Genomic DNA, 18009 nt, shown 5'->3' on the forward strand with positions numbered 1-18009 from the left:
TGCAACAATGGAAACGCTACCCCATAACAATCAGAGCCGGGTATCGGAAGCAAACGGACAGACCAGAATAAGGAAATTCTATGACTCCATTCTCCCTGTTGGCCCCTGCCATCGCCCGCGACGTGCTCGATCACGCGCTGGCGCTGGGTGCCGACTTCGCCGAGCTGTTTGTGGAGCGCAAGCGCCGCAGCCAGCTCAGCCTGCTCTCCAGCCAGATAGAAAACATCAGCGGTGGCCTCGATTTCGGCATCGGTGTGCGCCTGTGCTACGGCCACAAGGTGCTCTACGGCTACACCAACCTGGCCAGCCGCGATGAGCTGTTGCGCATCGTCAGCCTGCTGGCGGCCAAGGACCGGCGTGACCCCGTAGTGACTGCCACCGCCTTCGATTTCAGTCGCCTGAGCGATCGCAACCCGGTGGCCTTGCCGCTCTCAGCCGACAAGTTGCTGGAACAGAAGATTGCCTACCTGCACGCCATGGATGTCGCAGCCCGCGCCGAGAGCACCAAGGTGAGCCAGTTTGCCGGCAACGTGCTGGGCTGGGAACAGGAGGTAGAGATCTTCAACAGCGAAGGGGTGCAGGTGAGCGATCGCCGCCACTACAACCGCATCATGGCCCAGACCATCGCCGCCCTTGGCAGCGAACAGAGCGTAGGTTACGAAGCCCCTGGCGCCATGATGGGCTGGGAACACGCCGCCGGCGTGGATCCCCGCGAGCTGGCCCTCACAGCTACCCGCCAGGCGCTGGTGAAACTGGGCGCAGCCCCCTGCCCGAGCGGCAAGCTGCCGGTCATCATGGAGAGCGGCTTTGGCGGCGTCATCTTCCACGAGGCGTGCGGCCACCTGCTGGAGACCACTTCGGTGGCCAAGAAGGCCTCGGTGTTCCACGACAAGATGGGCCAGCTCATCGCCAATCCGGCGGTCAGCGCGGTGGACGAGGGGCTGCAGGGCAACGCCTGGGGTTCCATCAACGTCGATGACGAGGGAATGGCGACTCAGCACACCCAGCTCATCAAAGATGGCGTGCTCACCGGCTTCCTGGTGGACCGGATGGGGGCCCTGCGCACCGGCTACGCCCGTACCGGTTCCGGGCGCCGCGAATCCTACAAGTTCGCGCCGGCCTCGCGCATGCGCAACACCTACATAGAGCCGGGCAATCACAGCCTGGACGAGATGCTGGCAACCGTGGAGCACGGCATCTATGCCAAGCGGATGGGAGGGGGCTCGGTGCAGCCCGGCACCGGCGAGTTCAACTTCAACGTGCAGGAGGCCTACCTCATCGAAGGGGGCAAGATCACCCGGCCGCTCAAGTCGGCCACCCTGATCGGTACCGGCCCGCAGGTGCTCAAGGAGATCTCCATGGTGGGGCGCGATCTGGCCCTCTCCGCCGGCATGTGCGGATCGGTCTCCGGCTCAATTCCGGCATCCGTCGGCCAGCCGCCGCTCAAGGTTGACAGCATTCTGGTAGGGGGGAACGCCTGATGAGCCAACTCGACATGAACCAACTACTGACCCGTTTGCTGGACCAGGTCGCCGATCTCGGTGCCGAGGCGGACATCATCGCCAACCAGGACAAGGCCTTCTCCCTCAAGGCCGACAAGGGCGAACTCAGCGAATACAAGGTCACCAGCAGCCAGCAGATCGGCATTCGGCTGATAAAAGAGGGCCGGGTCGGCATCGCCTATTCGGAATCCCTCGACGAGTCGGCGCTGGCCGCCATGCTGCAGGATGCGCTGGATGCCAGCCGCTTCGCCAAGGTAGACCCGGATCAGACCATCGCCGTGCAGCAGAGCCGGCTCGCCACCGACTGCGCCGAAATCAATCAGCCCGACACCACCCCCGTGGAGGAGAAGATTGCCTTGGCCCTGCGCCTCGAGTCGGACATGCTGGCGCTGCCGGACGTGACCGGCGCCCCCTACAACAGCTTCTTCGAGGGAGAGGGCCGGCTGTGGCTCGCCAACAGCCAGGGCAGCCTCTGCCAGCATCAGGCGTTCAGCGTCGGCTGCTACAGCTCCGCCCTCATCGAGCGCGACGGCCGTCAGTCCATGTTCTCCCAGGGGCAGTATGAACGCCGCTTCGATGCGCTGGACAGCCAGACCCTCATCCGCCAGATCCACGCCGTGGCCGACGGCCTGCTGGCGGGGGACGCGGTGCCGAGCGGCCACTACAGCGCCATCTTCGACACCAATGCCCTGGCCAGCCTGTTCGGCTGCTTCCAGGCAGCGCTGTCGGGCAAGTGGGCCCAGCAGGGGATCAACCCCTGGCGCGACAAGCTGGGCCAGTCGGTGGCCTCCCGCTGGCTCATCCTGGAGAGCCGGGCCTATATGCCGGGTGGCATGCACATCAAGGCTTTCGATGGCGAGGGTGCCCCCACCCGGGATCTGCTGTTGATCGGCGAAGGGGAGCTCAAAACCCTGCTGCACAACAGCGCCACCGCCCACCACTTTGGCCTGGCCAGCAACGGCTCGGCGGCGCGCAGCGCCCGCAGTGCGCTGGATGTCAGCCCGCGCCACCTGGTGTTCGGGCTCGGCCCCCACAGCGAGGCCGAGGCGCAAGGCGGCGAGTACCTGGAGCTGGTCAAGCTGGACGGCCTGCACTCCGGCGCCGATGCGGTGAGCGGCGACTTCTCGTTCGGTGCCTCCGGCTTCCTGTGTCGGGACGGCGTGCGGGTGGCGCCGGTGCGCGGCATCACGGTGGCGGGCAACTTCTATCGCCTGCTGGGTGAGCTGGAAGCGGTCGCCAACGTGCTGCACCACGACGACGGCAAGAGCTTCTACGCGCCTCTTATCCGCTTCGGCGGGCTGAGTATCGCCGGCAAGTAACCGCCGATGGATGACCAGGAGCATCATGCTCCTCCATTCATCCGCATCGGCGGGCTAAGCATCGCCGGCAAGTAACTGTATATCGAGGGAAAAACCTCCAGCTTCCCACCCGAAAGCGGCGCCATCAGGCGCCGCTTTTTTCGCTCTGGCGCCCCTCATGGGCCGCTCCTAACCTCTAGGAAGCTGCCTGCGAGCTGCCGCGAGAGGCCGTCAGCAAGGAACAGCGCCGCCGGTCGCATCGGCCGGAACATGCTGGAGATCACCAAGATGGACAATACCCTGGTCTGGGCCGACATTCCGACACGGGATCTGGATCGCGCCATGGCCTTCTACTCGGCCCTGCTCGACGTGCCGGTCACGCCGATACAGGAGGAGATCCGCTTCGCCATGTTGCGCCACGATGGTAACAACGCGGCGGCCTGTCTCGGCCCCATGGACAAGTACCACCAGCCAGGGCACACGGGCCCCCTCATCTACCTCGCCCTTGGCCAGCGCCTGCAGGAGGCTGAACAGCTGGTGCCCAAGATCGGCGGACGGGTGCTCGAGCCCCTGCACAGCATCGGCAGCGGCCATGGCTGCCGGGTCATCATCGAAGATAGCGAGGGCAACTGGCTGGCCCTCTATGCCCCTCCCGCCAGCTGACAACCGGTGACAGAGCCAGAAACAACAACGGCGACCTCATGGTCGCCGTTGTGCATTGGCCAGTCTTCCCGGTCATCAGACCTGCGGGTTGAGACGGGTCGGCATGCCGGTACGCTGTTCCAGCACCTGCTTGACCACATTGGAGTCGCTGTCCATGTGGGCGATGAAGCGGGTGGTGGCCGGGGTCATGGGCAGCGGCACGGAGGCGGTGGAGTTGAACTCCTCCTCGTTGCGTGACAGCGGCTCGTGCACTTCCATGTAGCGACCGCCATCCGGCTCGACCGTGGTCTTGACCGGCTGGTTGACGAACTGGACGCGAGTGCCGACCGGCACGTTGTCGAACAGGTACTTGATGTCGTCGGCGCGCAGACGCACGCAACCGCTGCTCACCCGCAGACCGATGCCGAAGGTGGCGTTGGTGCCGTGAATGGCATACAGGTTGCCGATGTAGAGGGCGTGCAGGCCCATGGGATTGTCCGGACCGGCCGGCCAAACCGCCGGCAGGGTCTTGCCCTGGGCGGCGTAGCGGCGACGGATGTTCTCGGTCGGGGTCCAGGTCGGGTTGGCGCGCTTGCGCTCCACCTTGGTGATCCAGTTCTCCGGGGTGTTGACCCCCAGCTGGCCGATGCCGATGGGCAGCACCTGCACCACGTTCTTGCCTTTCGGGTAGTAGTAGAGACGCATCTCCGCCACGTTGATGACGATCCCTTCGCGGGGAGCGTTGGGCAGGATCAGCTGATGGGGGATGACCAGTTTGCTGCCCGCCTTGGGCAGGTAGGGGTCGACACCCGGGTTGGCTTCCATGATGTTGGTCAGACCCAACTGGAAGTCGGAGGCGATCTGCTCCAGCGGACGGTTGTCCGCAGGTACCACGTACTCCTGGTTCTCACCGATCAGGCGGCTGTTGGCTGCAGGCAGCTGGTATTCAACGGCGGCGGCCTGCTGGCTGACCAGCGCCAGAGTACATAAAAGAGCCGAAGCGGCAGTGCGAAGGGGATTCATAAAATTCCTGTGTGGTTTCCTGTACCAAGTTGGCCGACGGCCATTTCATCCTCGGTCTGGCCCGTGACGAGTACCTTGCGTCCGAGGTCGATTACCGAGCGCGCATTCTTTCCTGAGTCGGCCAAAAATTCAACGTCGGGATCGCTCTTTTTGCAGGAAAAAGCGCATCCGGCGCCGCTGACGCCGCCTCTTGTCACCCTGGCCACCCTAGCAGCCACAAACTGAGCGCAAGCTGAACAACAGGGAGGCCATCGAGCCTCCCTGTTTCATCACGGGATCACCCTTGCCTGCCGAGCAGGGCCGTCACCGCCCCGGCGATGGCGGCGCGGGCATCGAGCGCAGCCATCTCGTCGGCCAGCAGCCGGGCCCTGGCCCGATAGCGCGGCTCGTGCACCAGCTTGCGCACCGCCACCGCCACCGCGTCCGCCGTCGGCTCGTTGCTGTGCAGATTGATGCCGGCGCCGCTCCACGCCACCCGGGTGGCCACCTCCGCCTTGTCCTCCCCGGTGCCCGCCACCACCAGCGGCACCCCGTGCGCCAGAGCGGCCTGCACCGAGCCATAACCGCCGTTGGTCACCAGCACAGCGGCGCGGGGCAGCGCCAGCTCGAACGGCACGTGTTCGGTAACGATGGCATTGGCCGGGACGGCGGCGCCGAGCAGCGCCGGATCCCGCCCGCCGGTAGTCAGCAGCAGTTGCAGCTCGTCGCCGGCCAGCCCCTGCATGGCCGGCAGCAGCAACTGCCCCAAATCCACGTTGGCCAGAGTGCCCTGGCTGACGATGACCAGCGGCCGCTCATCGAGCCGCTCCCACCAGGGCGGCGGCGTCAGCTCAATCCGGGGGGGCAGCAGCGGGCCGACATAGCGGATCACCCCCTCCAGCTCCGGCCGCTCGTATTCAAAGCCGGCGCAGGAGAGCTGCAAAAAGGCATCGGGGGCCATCACCATCACATCGGTGAAGGGGGCCGTCAGCGGCGGTGCCCCCGCCTCGGCCAGCGCGGCATCGAAGCTCTGCTGTACCTCCCTTTGCAGTTGCCGGGTCGGCTCGTCGAGCCAGGGCAGCTCACCAAGGGAGCGGCGCAGCTCGGGAGGAATGCGCGGGCCGTAGAAGATGGCATCCGGACTCGAGAAGGAGACCGGGTTCACCCCCAGCATCAGGATGGGAAGGCGCCGCCCGTCCCCCTGCTGCAACAGCGGCAGCACGCCGTAGAAGCCGTTCTCCACCAGCAGCAGATCCACCCCCTCCGCCGCAATCAGCGCCCGCAGATGGCGGTCGTGCTGCGCCATGGGGGCGGCGAAGAAGCGCTTAAGCGCCAGCGCCATCTGGGCGGTACCGCTCAGGCTGGCCCGCTCGGGAAAATGCCGCTCCAGCGCCCGGTAGTCAAAGTCCACCTCGGGGGCGAAGGGCACGAATTCGGCACCGGTTGCGCGGATGCGCTGCTCGAACAGGGCGCCGCACAGCATCAGCACTCTATGCCCCTGCGCCACCAGCAGACGGACCGCCGCCAGCATGGGATTGACGTGGCCCGGGGTGGCGGTGGCCGCCAACAAAATGGTCGCCATCACGCCGCCCCTTGCGGCGCCAGCGCCGGGTTGAGGCAGACCGGGCTGGCCTGGATGTGGACCCGCTGGATGTGGCGGGCCGAGCGGGCGGTGAACCCCTCGCGGCCGTGCAACAGGCCGAGGTTGTCGGCGATCACCACGTCCCCCCCTTGCCACTGGTGGGCATAGAAGTAGCGCGGGTCGTAGAGCCGCTGGTGCAGATCCTGCAGGAAGGCGGCCTGCTCGGCCGGTGCCACCCCCTCAATCTGGAGGGCATGCTGGTTGAGAAAACGTACCCCCTCGCGCGGCGGCTCGTTGTAGCGCAGCACCGTCTCACCGCTCACCGGGTGGGGCACCAGCAGCGGCGAGCGCACCTGGCCGCCGTAGTGCACCACCTGCTTGATGCGATAGGTAATGTGCACCCGCTCCCAGCGGGCCAGCCGCTCGCCGTCCAGCTCGGTGAGCAATTGGCGGGTATTGATGAAGGTGGTGCGCCCCCCTTCGTCCGCCGCCGGGGCGTGCACGCAGTGAAACAGCTGGAACTCGGGCAGGGTCAGCTTGTACATGCCGTCCCAGTGCAGCGGCACATAGCTGGAGTCGAAGATGTGGTCGGTGGCGTTCTCGTGCTCCTTTACGTCCAGCACGGCGCCGAAGGGCCACATCATGATCTCGCCCCACTCCTCGCCGTAGCGGGTCAACCGCTCGGGATCGGTGAAGCCGGACTCGAACCCGCGCAGGATCAGCACGCCGTGGCGGCGGGCCAGCTCGCGCAGCGTCTCGATAGCCAGGCTCTGCACCGGCTGGGCGTTGCGGGCCGGTTCAATCAGCAGTCCGAACGGGGCTTGTGGCAGGATACGGCAGCGCTCGCCGCCGAGGGTAACGATGGATGCAGTCATGGGAAACTCCTCAGGCGGCGGCCTGCTTGCCGTTGATCAGGTAGTGGCTCGGACGGCCGTGGATGTGGACCAGCTCATGCTCCATCGCCAGCACGTCGCGCCGCTTCATCAGCACGAACTGGCCATCCAGGTTGGCCGCCACTCCGTGCCAGGGGGTGAGCCAGTCATCCCGGGTCGGCAGCATGTGGATGCCCATCTTCAAGCTGTGGCTCGCCTGGGGGTGGATGGAGAGGCGGATCGCCTCGGGGAAGCGCTCCGCCAGCAGGTTGCCCCAGGCACGGCTGCGCTGGATCACCGCATGGGTGCGCGCCTTGGCATCCCGCTGCAGCGCCGTGTTGGAGAGCGGGGTATCCGGCAGCTGGCTGTCTTCATAGAGGAAGCGGGTCATGGCGCGATAGAGGCGAATGCCCTCCTCGGTGCTTCTCACCTCTTCCGTGATCTGTGCCAGCGGCTCGGCATAGCGCTCGACCAGCTGTTCGCGCAGGGTGTCGAAGTCGCGGCTGGCGCAAAACTCGGCCATGCCAGCCACCATCCCTAAGTGGAAGACCCCGAGGTGGGTCGCCCCCAGCTCCAGGATCAGCTGCTCGATGTGGGCCTGATAGGCGTCGATGGCCGGGTCCGCCACCCGGATGAGGTCACCGAACACATGGCCGTCCGAGCAGATGAGGATCCGCATGCCGGGCGCATAGTGCAGCTGGATGCGCTGGCAGAGGTGGTTGAGAAAGCTGAGGGAGAGCCGCTCCGCCATGTCCGGCAGGGTGCCCAGCACCTTGTTCGGATTGGGCGACTTGGTGGGGAAGGCGGGCAGCACGCAGGTGATGGTCTCGCCCCGCTCGATGAAGGCCTGCAGACGGGGGATCTGGATGGCGGCCACCTCTGCTTCCTCCTGCTGCCGATCCAGAATGGGATCGGGGAAGCGGCGGCGATAAGGCAACAGCTCGGCAAATATATTTTGGGCAATATGATGGGAAGATAAACCACTCATTATTCCGGCTCCTTTGGCAGGATTAAAATCAATAAAGATGACTCTTTATCAATGCGTCCAGTCTCTGTCGTTATTATTTTTGTATCCGTTTGCTACCCAAACGAATCGAGAGGGGACAGTAGCCGAGATGAAGTCAGGCTATCAATTCGCCATTGATGTAAACAGATTCAACCCGCAGCGAATAATCTATTTCGCATAAGTTATGTTGAACTATACATATGAATATAAACAAATTTTATTTAAATAAATGCGTATCAAATATAACCAGTCAGAAAAGTTCCCCGGTCGTTTTATTATTAAGTCACAAATTGACTCGTGGATTATTTAGCACAGCTTAATAGTCATATTTTTTCAGGGTGGCAATCCTGACCATTTCGCTGTAAATATCGCAAATAATTATCCAGCTACATATTAAGCAGACGAACAGAGTGCAGCCACCGCCGAGCAAGAGGGGGAATGACCGGGCGAAATGACGCGTCACAGACCTGCTGCGCCATCGCCATGCGCTTTCATGGTGGCGGCCCCGTTCGGGGCCGAAACTGTACACAGAGCACGCCTAAGCGCTCCCTAGATAGTCGAGGGCCGCCTGCCAGCCCATCTGGTAACCCTGCTCCAGCCGTCCCCGGTCGGTGGTCATGCGGCCGACCCGAAAACCCGCCGGCGGCACTATGACCCGGATGCGGCAATCGGCTGGCGGCTGGCGGATGAAGTCGATGGCATCGTTGTAGCTTTGATGACGCGAGAGGCTGGCGCGAGCCAGGGCCGGTGTCTCGCGCAGCAGGTAGCGATGCAGGGCGGGCAGGCGCGGCGCCCGCTTGCGATACCCCAGCGGGCGGGAGAGCACCACTGTGATGTCGCGCGCTCCCTGCTCATAGGCGTGGCGCACCGGAATGGAGTCGGCCACCCCGCCATCCGTCATTGCCTCCCCGTCGATGCGCACGAAGTCCCGGTAGACCAGCGGCACCGAGCAGGAGGCCTTGATCTGCTGCTCCAGCTCGGCGGCATTGGCCTTGAGGTAGGCGGCCTGGCCGTCCGCGACCCGGGTGGTCACCACGGTCAGCGGCACCGGGTTGGCGGCAAAGCGCGCCAGATCGAGCCGGCACTCGCGGATGGTGATCGCCCACAGCCAGTCGAGATCGAGCCAGTGGCCGCCGCGCAAGAACTTGGCCAGGTTGATGAACTCGGGACGGCAGGAGTAGTCGGTGATGACGTTGTGGTTGCGCCCCTGCTGACCGGCCAGAAAGGCCGCCAGATTGACCGCCCCGGCCGATACCCCGATGCAGTGATCAAACGCCGTGCGGCCCTTGGCCAGAAACACATCCAGCACCCCGGCGGCGAAAATGCCGCGCATGGCGCCCCCCTCGACCACCAGGGCCGTCTGTCGCCGACTCATCTCGCCTCCCCGTTTTGCTCTGTGAATGGTCTCACACTTTGGCCCATTCAGAGCCCGGCTGTCGGCCGGGATCCCTATAATGGGCACGCCTTCGCTCCCCATGAGCAAGGTATAACTTATTGATGCTACGGAATATTACAATGAAAAATATCAGCAAATCCCTACTGGCCGCTGCCATTTCCCTCGGATTGATGGCAGGCTGTAACAGCCAAAATGACTCCGAGACCCCGACCCCCATGGTTCGCTTCGCTACCTTCAACCTCTCCTTCGATCGCACCGCCGCCGGCATGCTCGCCGGTGAATTGGCCCTCAGTCGCACCGAACAGGATGCCCTGCTGGCCCGCCTCGCCGACGGCACCTTGAGCGGCGCCGAGAAGACCAAGGCCCTCGACGTGCAGCAGATCCGCAACATTGCCGAAATCATCCAGCGCACCCGGCCGGACGTGTTCCTGCTCAACGAATTCGACAATGACGGCAAGGGCAGCGACACCACGGACCTCAAAGCCTTCAACGACAACTACCTGGCCCATGCCCAGCACGACGAGGTGAAGGCCATCAGCTACCCGGTGCTGCAGAACTTCGCCACCAACACCGGCCTGATGAGCGGCCATGACCTCAACCTGGACGGCAAGATCAACAACGGGCCGGACGACGCCTGGGGCTTTGGCAACTACCACGGCCAGTACGCCTTCGCCGTGATGTCCCAGTACCCCATCGATACCAAGCAGATCCGCACCTTCCAGAAATTCAAGTGGAAGGACATGCCGGGCGAAGCGAACCCCGTCATCGACGACTGCAACAATGCCAAGGCACCGATCCCGGCCGGCCGCCAATGCGGCGATGCCTGGTATGACGACGCCGCCTGGCAGGCCTTCCCGCTCTCGTCCAAGAACCACGCCGACGTGCCGGTGCGCATCAAGCGTGGCAACAAGGAGGAGGTGATCCACTTCCTCATCTCCCACCCGACTCCGCCCATCTTCGGCAACGCGGCGCGCCACAACGTCAAGCACAACCGGGCCGAAGTCGCCTTCTGGCAGGACTATGTAGAGACCGCCAGCTACATGGTGGATGACGCCGGCAAGGCCGGTGGCCTGCCCGCGGGCGCCAAGTTCGTCATCGCCGGCGATCTCAACGCCGATCCCCAGATTGGCGATGGGGATCTCACCGCCATTCAGGATCTGCACAACCATGTGCTGGTCAATCAGACCGTCACCAACGGCGCCCTGATCCCGGTCAGCCAGGGCGGCCCCGAGTGCCTCGCCAGCCAGCCGGATCAGTGCAAGCGCAACAACAACCGCCCCACCCCGGAGCGCATTACCAGCAGCAGCGGCCTGCAGCTCGACCACGTGCTGCCCTCCGCCAACCTGAACGCGGTCGCCTCCGGCGTGTTCTGGCCGGCCAGCTTCGAACCTGGCTACCACCTGGTGTACGATGCCAAGCTGGGCATCGCCAAGGGCGTCAGCTCGGATCACCGCCTGGTGTGGGTCGACTTCAAACTGTGACAGTGACGCAGAGCAGACAAGCAACGGGGCCCGCAGGCCCCGTTTTCATTGGATCGTCATACCAGCTTCTCCACCCGGGCCGGCAGCCCCTGGCGGGCCGACGAGCCGATGGCCCAGTCCACCAGGGGGTAGCGGCCATGACGGCTGGGATCCAGCACCGCCAGATCGTTGAGGTTGACCCCGGCTCCGCGCAGCGGATTGGCGACCACTTTCTGGCCGTCTATCCAGTGTTCCCGCGCCCCCAGCTCCTTGTGGCCGAAACCGTGTTCGATGGCGATGGCATCGGCCTGCACCCCGGCCACGCACTCGGCCACCCCGATCACGCTGCCATCCGGGGTGCTGACCCGCACCCTGTCCCCGCTCTCGACGCCCAGCTGCGCCGCCGTCTGCACATTGAGCCGCACCCGGTTGCTGGGGTTCACCTGGCGCAGGCGATCCGAGCCGATGCTCATGGAGCTCATGGTGTGGGACTTGTAGCTGGTGAGCAGCAGCGGCCACTGGGCCGGCTTGAACGCCTCATTGAGCGGCGTGCCGTCCGCCAGCTGGGGGCGGAAAAAGCGCGGGGTACCGCTCAAGAACCGGCCGCTCTGGCTGTGGCGGCGGCTGCCCACCTCGGGGTTCCACACCATCAGCGGCTTGGGCCAGCGCTTGCTCGGCTGACCCGCTTCGTCGCGCCCCTTGGCCGCCGGCTCGAAGCGCCCGCCGCGAGCGAAGAGATAGGCGGCGCGGCCCGCCTCCTCCGGGCTCAAAGTGGCATTCAGCACCGGCAGGATCCGTTCCACCCCGGACCAGGCGAGATCCTCAGGATCTATGGCAGGCACCGGCTCGCCGAGATAGGCGACGTTGGCCGCCCCGTAGAGGGAGAAGTCCGCCGCCCGGTTCAAGCCATGCAAGCTGCCATCTGTCCCCTCGACCGCCCCCTCGCCAAAGCCCGGCAACCCCAGCCGTTTGGCCACCGCGATAAAGAAAGACTCCATGCAGACCGGATCTCCCTCGGCGGTCTTGGCGACGCGAGGCTCCACTATGGGCCAGCGGCCGGTGGAGACCTTGGTCATCACCCCGTGCCAGGCGGTGGCCCAGCCCCAGGACTCGTAGGTCAGGGTATCCGGCACTAGGTAGTCCGACAGCGCCGACGACTCGTTGATGAAGCTGTCGATGCTGATAAAGAGCGGCAGCACCTTGGGGTCTTTCAACTGCTCGCCTATGGCCTTGCTGAGCCCGGCCTGGCCGTAGAGGGGGTTGCCCATGTGGTTGATCCAGGCCTTGAGCCGGTAGGGGTAACCATTCACCGCCGCGGTCAGGTGTTCGCCGAGCAAGGGGCCGGAGATGGGGAACCAGGGCTCTTGCGCCGGATAGGGGTTCTGGCCCGCCTCACGCTTGCGCCGATATTCGGAAGTTTTCTCGTAGGGGAACTTGGATCGCGACAGGAAGACCCCGGCGGGCTTGACCATGCCGGGGAAGCTCGCCAGATCGTAGCGCGGCCCCGCCCCGAAGGGATCGAACTTGCCGCCGCTCGCCACGGCGCCGCCCCTTGCGTTCAAGTTCCCTACCATGACGTTGAGCATCATGATGGCCCAGGCCGAGTAGAAGCCATTGGCGCTCATGGTACCGCCATGGGAGACCACCGCCGCCCGGGTGCCGTGGCTGGTGAACTCCCGCGCCAGCGCCTCGATATCGCTCACCGGCACGGCGCACTCGGCGCTGTATTGCGCTAGGGAGTGCTCCCGGCACGCCTCGGCCAGCAGCTGGAAGCTGCTCTTGACCATGAACTCCCCCTTGGGGCCCTGAATGGGGCTATCCACCCAGAGGTTGGCCCGCTCGCACTGGTCGGCGGGTCTCGGCTCGCCGCTGTTCGCCTCCTCTACCAGCATGGCGTCCCCCTCTCCATAGGCTTCCCCCTCAAAGGGCAAGCCGAGATCGCTTGCCCGCAGCATCTGGCCGAAGCGCGGATGCCCCTCGTCGCAGACAACCAGATGGCTGGCGTTGCAAAAACCGCGATAGCCGGCCCGCTCGGCGGCAGCGGCATGGGGGGCCGTCAGGAAAGGCTCGGCGTAGCGTTGGTGGTCGATGATCCAGCGCAGCATGGCCATGGCCAGCGCCGAGTCGGTGGCAGGGCGGATGGGCAGCCAGCGATTAGCGGGGGCGGAGGGCATGTTCACCGTGCTGGGCAGGCTGGGGGCCACCACCACGTAGGAGAACGGCTTGCCCTGCCGCGCCCGGTTCGCAGCCAGCTGACGGGACTGGCGCTTGAAGGGGTTGCCCGATTGCTGGGGCGAAGTGCCCATGAACAGCAGGAAGTCGCTCTCGTCCCAGTCCGGCTTGAGGTGGGCGTTCTTCTCCAGATCGTCCAGCAGGGCGCCGGCCCCGACCCGGAACGACAGGCCGCAGTATGCGCCGTGGTTGGCGAAGTTGCGGGTGCCGAAGCTGTTGAAGGTGAAGCGCTTGATGAAGTGATCCCGCCCCTCGTCCGAGGCATTGCTCACCAGCAGCTGGTTGGCCCTGGGGCCGTACTCCGGGTTGGCCGGGTCGAGCGGCTCGGCGAGGTTGCGAATGGCCCGCAGCCCCTCTATCTGGCCCTCGCCAAACAGATTGCCCCCCTCCACCACCTCGGCCACCAGCTGCTCGAAGGGGATGCTCTGCCAGCGGCCGCTGCCACGGGGCCCCACCCGCTTGAGGCAGCGGGTGACTCGCTGCGGGCTGTCGAGCTGCTCCAGCATGGCGTTGCCCCGGGCGCAGGCGGTGGAGCGCCCGTCCAGACCCCCTTCCAGGTAGCCGCTGGTGGCGAGCAGCGCCTGCTTGACCGAGGTCTTGAAGTCGATGTGATGGCGGGCGGAGAGGGGGTGATAGGGGTTGCCCAGGATCCGCACTATCTGGTCGCGCTCATTGTCGATGCGGGCCCGCACTCCGCACAGGGTCCAGCAGCCGAGGCACATGGTGTTGGCAACCCGCTGGGCCGGATTGGGGTGCAACTCCCCCCGCTCGTCAACCCGGTACTCCACGGCCAGCGAGTTGCCATGGATGGGATCCCGGGTCGGTTTGCCCGAGCTGCCGGTGGCAAGGCCGCTCGCCACCTGCTTGAGGGTGTCGCTGTAACCGGCGACGAACAGCCCGGTGCCGCCAGCGATGGCAGCGCCCTTGAGAAACTTGCGTTTGCTGTGATCCATCAGAGTGCCTCGCGTGCAAAAGTTGTGGATGCCTTGATGGCGGGGGAAGCAGAGGGGCGCACCAGCTCCGAGAGGGCCACCAGCAGGGCCAGCAGCAGACCGAAGGTGCCGAGAATGCCGAGCACACCGGCCGGACCCCAGGCGATTTCATAGAGATAGACGCCGGCCCCGTACTTGGGCGCGAGCTGCCCCTGGATCAGCACCAGCCAGCGCAGGCCCCACACCAGGTGCAGCCCCAGCAGCGCCAGCCCCCAGAGTGACAGGCGGGCAGATATCCTTGGCCGCAGCAGCATCAGCAGGCCGGCCAGACCCAGGGTCAACAGCAGCCAGTGGGCCGCCAGCCGCCAGCTCGGGTCGAGCCGATAGAGGGCCGCGGCCTCTGCCGCCGAGGCGCCGCCAAACAGGGCCCAGCCCAGCAGGGAGAGCGCCAGCAGGCTCAAGGTCCAGCCACTTTGGCGCAGCAGAGTCGACTCGGTCTGGGCACCCCAGCCCGCCAGCAAGCGGTTGAGCAGCAGCAGGGCACTCTGGGCCCCCAGCACGGCACTCAGGGTCAGCAGCCAGGGCAACCAGGGGGTATGCCAGAGCGGGCGCGCCGCCACCGCCATGGTCTCAAGCCCGGTGTAGAGGGCGATGCTGAGCCCGCTCACGGCCGCCAGCAGGGAGAGGGGCCGCTGCCAGGATTTCCCCGACCAGCTTCCCAGGCAAAGCAGCCGGGCAAGGCGGGCTATCTTGTCCCCTTCTGCACCGCGCCGGGCCAGGGCAGGCCTTAGCAGCAGCCAGCCGAGCAGCATGGAGAGCAGGCTGAACAGCGGCAGCAGATAGGCGCCATACCACATGACGGAGCCAAAGCGCGTCTGGGCGTAGAAGTGCCAGGCCCGGGCCGGCTGGTGCAGATCCGCGGTCAGGGCGATGGGAGCCACCAGACCGGCCGCCACCATCAGCACCGCCGCCAGGGTCTGCAGCCGCGGATCCGGCGCCTTGCGCCACAGCTCAAACGCGCCGAGCCAGAGGGCCCCGTAGGCGAGGCCGATGAGAAAGAAATATTGCACCGCCCAGGGCAGCCAGGTGATGGGCTGAGCCGGGGCCAGCAGTTCGTTAATGACCATGGGCTATCTCCTTGCCATCGTCGGTGAGCAGGGTGCGCAGGGCCGGGTTGCCGTCGACCTTGCTGACGAAGGCCTCGTCCATACCGAGATAAAAGACCCGCGGCTGGGTATTGGCCTCGGGCTTGAGCACCTTGAGCGCCGGCTCGTGTTCGCGCAGCAAGCGGCTGATCCGGCTCTTGGGATCGTTCAAATCCCCTATGATGCGCGCCTCGCCGACACAACTCTCGACGCAGGCGGGCAAGAGCCCCGCCTCCAGCCGATGGGCGCAGAAGGTGCACTTGTCGGCGGTGTTGGTCTCGTGGTTGATGAAGCGGGCGTCATAGGGGCAGGCCTGCACGCAGTAGCCGCAGCCGACGCACCAGTCGTTGTTGACCACGACGATGCCGTCGTCGCGCTGGAAGGTGGCGCCGGTGGGGCAGACATCGAGGCAGGCGGGCTCGGCGCAGTGGTTGCACAGCCTCGGCAGCATCAGGAGGGAGGCGGGAGCCTCGAGGGCGGCCACGTCGCTCACCTCGTACTGGCTCACCGTGGTGCGAAACTGGCCGAGGGGGGGCTGGTTTTCGATGGTGCAGGCCACGGTGCAGGCCTGGCAGCCGACGCAGCGGCGCAGGTCGATCAGCATGCCGTAACGCTTGCGCCCGTCCCCCCGGCTGATGGCCGCCCGCCCGTTGCGGGGAGCGGGAACGGACTGCGCCTGAACCTGGGTGACGGGGATCAGGGCCGCCCCTGCGGTGAGGGCGGCGATCCCGGATAACAATCGGCGCTTGCTGGGCTCCATGGCGTCTTTCCTTCTGCTGAGCTGGCTTGAAAGGGGTTGGGCCGATTGTCCTCAACGCAGGAAGTCGCCTCTATTGTGGTTTTCCACATACCGGGAGCCGGGTTGATCCAGCGCAATAAAAAATATCCCAGCCCTGCTGAACTGTGACCGGGGCGGCGTTTGCCGCCCCTCCCGGCCCCGTTCGCGTGCAAGCGCGCGCCCCGGTGATAGACTGCCCCCTTTGCACCGAGAGGAGAGCCCCCTGCACGTCCCAGTTCCCTTGCCCCTGCTCAGCCTGCTGCTCTGGCTCGCGCTGTCAGCTCTGCCGCTGCGGGTGCAGGCCGCCCCGACCCCCTCTTCGCCAGCGCCGGCCCGGCAGCAACCCGCACCATCCCAGGTCACGCCAGTGCAGGCCTTGGCCGAGCCAATACGCATCGGCGTGCTGGCGACTCGCGGCCCGGCACTGGCCAGAGCCCAGTGGCAACCGCTGCTGCACTGGCTGGCACAGCGCGTGCCCGGCCATCGCTTCGTGCTGCATCCGCTGGGGCTCGATGAACTGGCCGAGGCCGTCGCCCGCGAGCACCTCGATTTCGTCATCACCAACCCGGGCCAGTCGGTGAGCCTGGCGCGCCAGTATCCGCTGGCTTGGCTCGCCACCCTCAAGAGCCCGGCCGGGGGGGACAACCTCGCCATCGGCGCCGCGCTGGTGGTGCCTGCCCAGGCCCCCTACCGACACTGGCGTGATCTCGAGGGGCAAGCGGTCGCCGCCGTTTCGGAGAACGCCTTCGGTGGCTACCTCGCCTATCGCTTCGAGGCGGGCGAACAGGGGGTCAGGCTGGAGCGTTTCTTCTCTACCGTGCAGTTCACCGGATTTCCGCTGGACCGGCTCATCGAGCGGCTGGCGGCAGGGGAGGTGGCCGCCGCCATCGTGCCGGTGTGCCAGCTCGAGCGCATGGAGCGGGAAGGCAAGGTCGCCAGGGGGGAGTTTCGGGTGCTGGACGATCAGGCGCCGGCCGGCTTTGGTTGCCAGAGCTCGACCCGGCTCTACCCCAACTGGTCCTTCGCCAAGACAGAGCGGGCCTCCCCCGCGCTGGCGCTGGCGGTGACCCGCGCGCTGTACGATCTGCCCGCTGATAGCGAGGCGGCCATCGCCGCCGATTCGGCGGGCTGGACCGTGCCCACCAGCGAGCTTGCCATCGACCGCCTGCTCAAGGCGCTGGATCGCCACCCGCTGCAGTGCCCCTGGTGGCAAGCGGCCTGGCACTGGCTGCGCCAGCATCAGCAGTGGGGCTGGGGTGCCCTGGTGCTGGTACTGCTGCTGGGGGGCCACCACCTGCTGCTGCAATACCTGTTCAACCGCAGCCAGCGCCGGCTGCTCAAAGCCCGCCACCAGCTCGAACAGAAGGGACGCCAGCTGGCACAGGCCAGACGGCTCGCCGAACTGGGCGAGCTGGGCGCCAACGTGGCCCACGAGATCAATCAGCCCCTCAGCGCCATCGCCAACTACAGCCAGGGAGCCTTGTTGCGACTGGACAGATTGGCACAGGATCCCACTCAGGCTGCCGCCCAGGCCTCCCTGCGTCAGGCCCTGGAGCAGATAGGGCTCCAGGTCCAGCGCATCACCCAGACCGTCAACCGGCTCAGAGCCAGGCTGCAGAAGCGCCCTCCCCGCGTCGCGCCTTGCGACCTGACCACCCTGGTGGAGGAGTTGCGCCCCCTGCTGGAGCAGATGCTGGCGCCGCTCGACGTCGCCTTCACCCTGCACTGGCGGGGCCAGCCACGCCCGTTACCTCTGGATGGCACCGGGATGGAGCAGTTGCTGGTCAACCTCATCAAGAATGGCGCCGAGAGTGCGGCGCAGAGGGCGCGCCTTCCTACGCCAGCAGCGGCACACGAGCCTGCCCGGGTCGAGCTGTTGATCGCCTTCGAGGTGCAGAGGCTGCTGCTGGAGATCCGCGACAACGGCGCCGGCCTGAGGGTCCCCGCGACCGAACTGCAGCAGGCGTTTTACAGCGACAAGCCCGATGGCATGGGGCTGGGGCTCGCCATCTGCCGGGAGGTGGTCGAAAGCCATCGCGGCCAGTTCAGCCTGGAAAACCTGAGCCCCCACGGCTGCCTGGCCCGGGTCATCCTGCCCGTGCCGCCACCCGAGGCTCCCTCCTCAGCCACCCCCACCCACCAGCCGACACAGAGGAACTGAG

General features: G+C 65.9%; 13 protein-coding genes. 5 read left to right on the forward strand and 8 right to left on the reverse strand.

Annotated features, from left to right (window positions below; all coding sequences use genetic code 11):
• Positions 1-80 precede the first annotated feature (80 nt).
• From PG900_RS14390 to PG900_RS14400, 3 genes are all read left to right on the forward strand, one after another.
• The gene (locus PG900_RS14390; protein WP_270831681.1) at positions 81-1481 is read left to right on the forward strand and encodes a TldD/PmbA family protein; all 1401 of its coding nucleotides are present in this window, start codon (positions 81-83) and stop codon (positions 1479-1481) included.
• Complete coding sequence (locus PG900_RS14395) at positions 1481-2821, forward strand: TldD/PmbA family protein (protein WP_270831682.1); 1341 nt, start codon at positions 1481-1483, stop codon at positions 2819-2821. The genes PG900_RS14390 and PG900_RS14395 overlap by 1 nt, the downstream gene beginning before the upstream one ends.
• 249 nt (positions 2822-3070) lie before the next feature.
• Positions 3071-3463 carry a VOC family protein gene (locus PG900_RS14400; RefSeq protein WP_270831683.1) on the forward strand — a complete coding sequence of 131 codons (393 nt, stop codon included), beginning with the start codon at positions 3071-3073 and terminating at the stop codon, positions 3461-3463.
• A gap of 75 nt (positions 3464-3538) precedes the next feature.
• Here the strand turns inward: PG900_RS14400 and PG900_RS14405 are convergent, their stop codons facing one another.
• The 5 genes from PG900_RS14405 to PG900_RS14425 all read right to left on the reverse strand — a co-directional run bounded on the left by PG900_RS14405 (position 3539) and on the right by PG900_RS14425 (position 9279).
• Positions 3539-4465, reverse strand: coding sequence for a L,D-transpeptidase family protein (locus tag PG900_RS14405; protein ID WP_016351698.1), 927 nt, complete (start codon positions 4463-4465; stop codon positions 3539-3541).
• Between the two features lie 277 nt (positions 4466-4742).
• The gene (locus tag PG900_RS14410; RefSeq protein WP_270831685.1) at positions 4743-6026 is read right to left on the reverse strand and encodes a glycosyltransferase; all 1284 of its coding nucleotides are present in this window, start codon (positions 6024-6026) and stop codon (positions 4743-4745) included.
• A complete protein-coding gene (locus tag PG900_RS14415) occupies positions 6026-6901 on the reverse strand; it encodes a TauD/TfdA dioxygenase family protein (protein WP_270831687.1) in 876 nt (291 codons plus the stop codon). The genes PG900_RS14410 and PG900_RS14415 overlap by 1 nt, the downstream gene beginning before the upstream one ends.
• Before the next feature lie 10 nt (positions 6902-6911).
• Positions 6912-7886 (reverse strand): L-tyrosine/L-tryptophan isonitrile synthase family protein, encoded by a 975-nt coding sequence (locus PG900_RS14420; RefSeq protein WP_011707054.1) that lies wholly within the window; start codon positions 7884-7886, stop codon positions 6912-6914.
• A gap of 556 nt (positions 7887-8442) precedes the next feature.
• Positions 8443-9279, reverse strand: coding sequence for a patatin-like phospholipase family protein (locus PG900_RS14425; RefSeq protein ID WP_268029461.1), 837 nt, complete (start codon positions 9277-9279; stop codon positions 8443-8445).
• Between the two features lie 140 nt (positions 9280-9419).
• Here PG900_RS14425 and PG900_RS14430 point away from each other — a divergent pair, with 140 nt between their 5' ends.
• Entirely contained in the window at positions 9420-10781 is a 1362-nt protein-coding gene (locus PG900_RS14430) for an endonuclease/exonuclease/phosphatase family protein (RefSeq protein WP_270831689.1), read from the forward strand.
• 56 nt (positions 10782-10837) lie between these two features.
• Here the strand turns inward: PG900_RS14430 and PG900_RS14435 are convergent, their stop codons facing one another.
• Genes PG900_RS14435 through dsrO form a run of 3 tightly spaced genes read right to left on the reverse strand, consistent with a single transcriptional unit; the run spans position 10838 to position 15829 of the window.
• Positions 10838-13945: a tetrathionate reductase subunit A gene (locus tag PG900_RS14435; RefSeq protein WP_270831691.1), complete on the reverse strand. Its 3108-nt coding sequence runs from the start codon at positions 13943-13945 to the stop codon at positions 10838-10840.
• Positions 13945-15051: an NrfD/PsrC family molybdoenzyme membrane anchor subunit gene (gene nrfD / locus PG900_RS14440; RefSeq protein WP_270831693.1), complete on the reverse strand. Its 1107-nt coding sequence runs from the start codon at positions 15049-15051 to the stop codon at positions 13945-13947. The genes PG900_RS14435 and nrfD overlap by 1 nt, the downstream gene beginning before the upstream one ends.
• The gene (dsrO, locus tag PG900_RS14445) at positions 15041-15829 is read right to left on the reverse strand and encodes a sulfate reduction electron transfer complex DsrMKJOP subunit DsrO (RefSeq protein WP_042649144.1); all 789 of its coding nucleotides are present in this window, start codon (positions 15827-15829) and stop codon (positions 15041-15043) included. The genes nrfD and dsrO overlap by 11 nt, the downstream gene beginning before the upstream one ends.
• Positions 15830-16088: 259 nt before the next feature.
• Here dsrO and PG900_RS14450 point away from each other — a divergent pair, with 259 nt between their 5' ends.
• Positions 16089-18008 (forward strand): sensor histidine kinase, encoded by a 1920-nt coding sequence (locus PG900_RS14450; protein WP_270831695.1) that lies wholly within the window; start codon positions 16089-16091, stop codon positions 18006-18008.
• The last annotated feature ends 1 nt before the right edge of the window (position 18009 follow it).

This window comes from Aeromonas sp. QDB03 (assembly GCF_027707985.1).
Taxonomy (GTDB): domain Bacteria; phylum Pseudomonadota; class Gammaproteobacteria; order Enterobacterales; family Aeromonadaceae; genus Aeromonas; species Aeromonas hydrophila.

Excerpts from the sequence above, each read along its gene's own strand:
- dsrO (WP_042649144.1), bottom strand. The coding sequence starts at position 15,829 with ATGGAGCCCAGCAAGCGCCGATTGTTATCCGGGATCGCCGCCCTCACC.
- PG900_RS14425 (WP_268029461.1), bottom strand. The coding sequence starts at position 9,279 with ATGAGTCGGCGACAGACGGCCCTGGTGGTCGAGGGGGGCGCCATGCGC.
- nrfD (WP_270831693.1), bottom strand. The coding sequence starts at position 15,051 with ATGGTCATTAACGAACTGCTGGCCCCGGCTCAGCCCATCACCTGGCTG.
- PG900_RS14420 (WP_011707054.1), bottom strand. The coding sequence starts at position 7,886 with ATGAGTGGTTTATCTTCCCATCATATTGCCCAAAATATATTTGCCGAG.
- PG900_RS14395 (WP_270831682.1), top strand. The coding sequence starts at position 1,481 with ATGAGCCAACTCGACATGAACCAACTACTGACCCGTTTGCTGGACCAG.
- PG900_RS14430 (WP_270831689.1), top strand. The coding sequence starts at position 9,420 with ATGAAAAATATCAGCAAATCCCTACTGGCCGCTGCCATTTCCCTCGGA.
- PG900_RS14415 (WP_270831687.1), bottom strand. The coding sequence starts at position 6,901 with ATGACTGCATCCATCGTTACCCTCGGCGGCGAGCGCTGCCGTATCCTG.
- PG900_RS14410 (WP_270831685.1), bottom strand. The coding sequence starts at position 6,026 with ATGGCGACCATTTTGTTGGCGGCCACCGCCACCCCGGGCCACGTCAAT.
- PG900_RS14390 (WP_270831681.1), top strand. The coding sequence starts at position 81 with ATGACTCCATTCTCCCTGTTGGCCCCTGCCATCGCCCGCGACGTGCTC.
- PG900_RS14405 (WP_016351698.1), bottom strand. The coding sequence starts at position 4,465 with ATGAATCCCCTTCGCACTGCCGCTTCGGCTCTTTTATGTACTCTGGCG.
- PG900_RS14435 (WP_270831691.1), bottom strand. The coding sequence starts at position 13,945 with ATGGATCACAGCAAACGCAAGTTTCTCAAGGGCGCTGCCATCGCTGGC.
- PG900_RS14400 (WP_270831683.1), top strand. The coding sequence starts at position 3,071 with ATGCTGGAGATCACCAAGATGGACAATACCCTGGTCTGGGCCGACATT.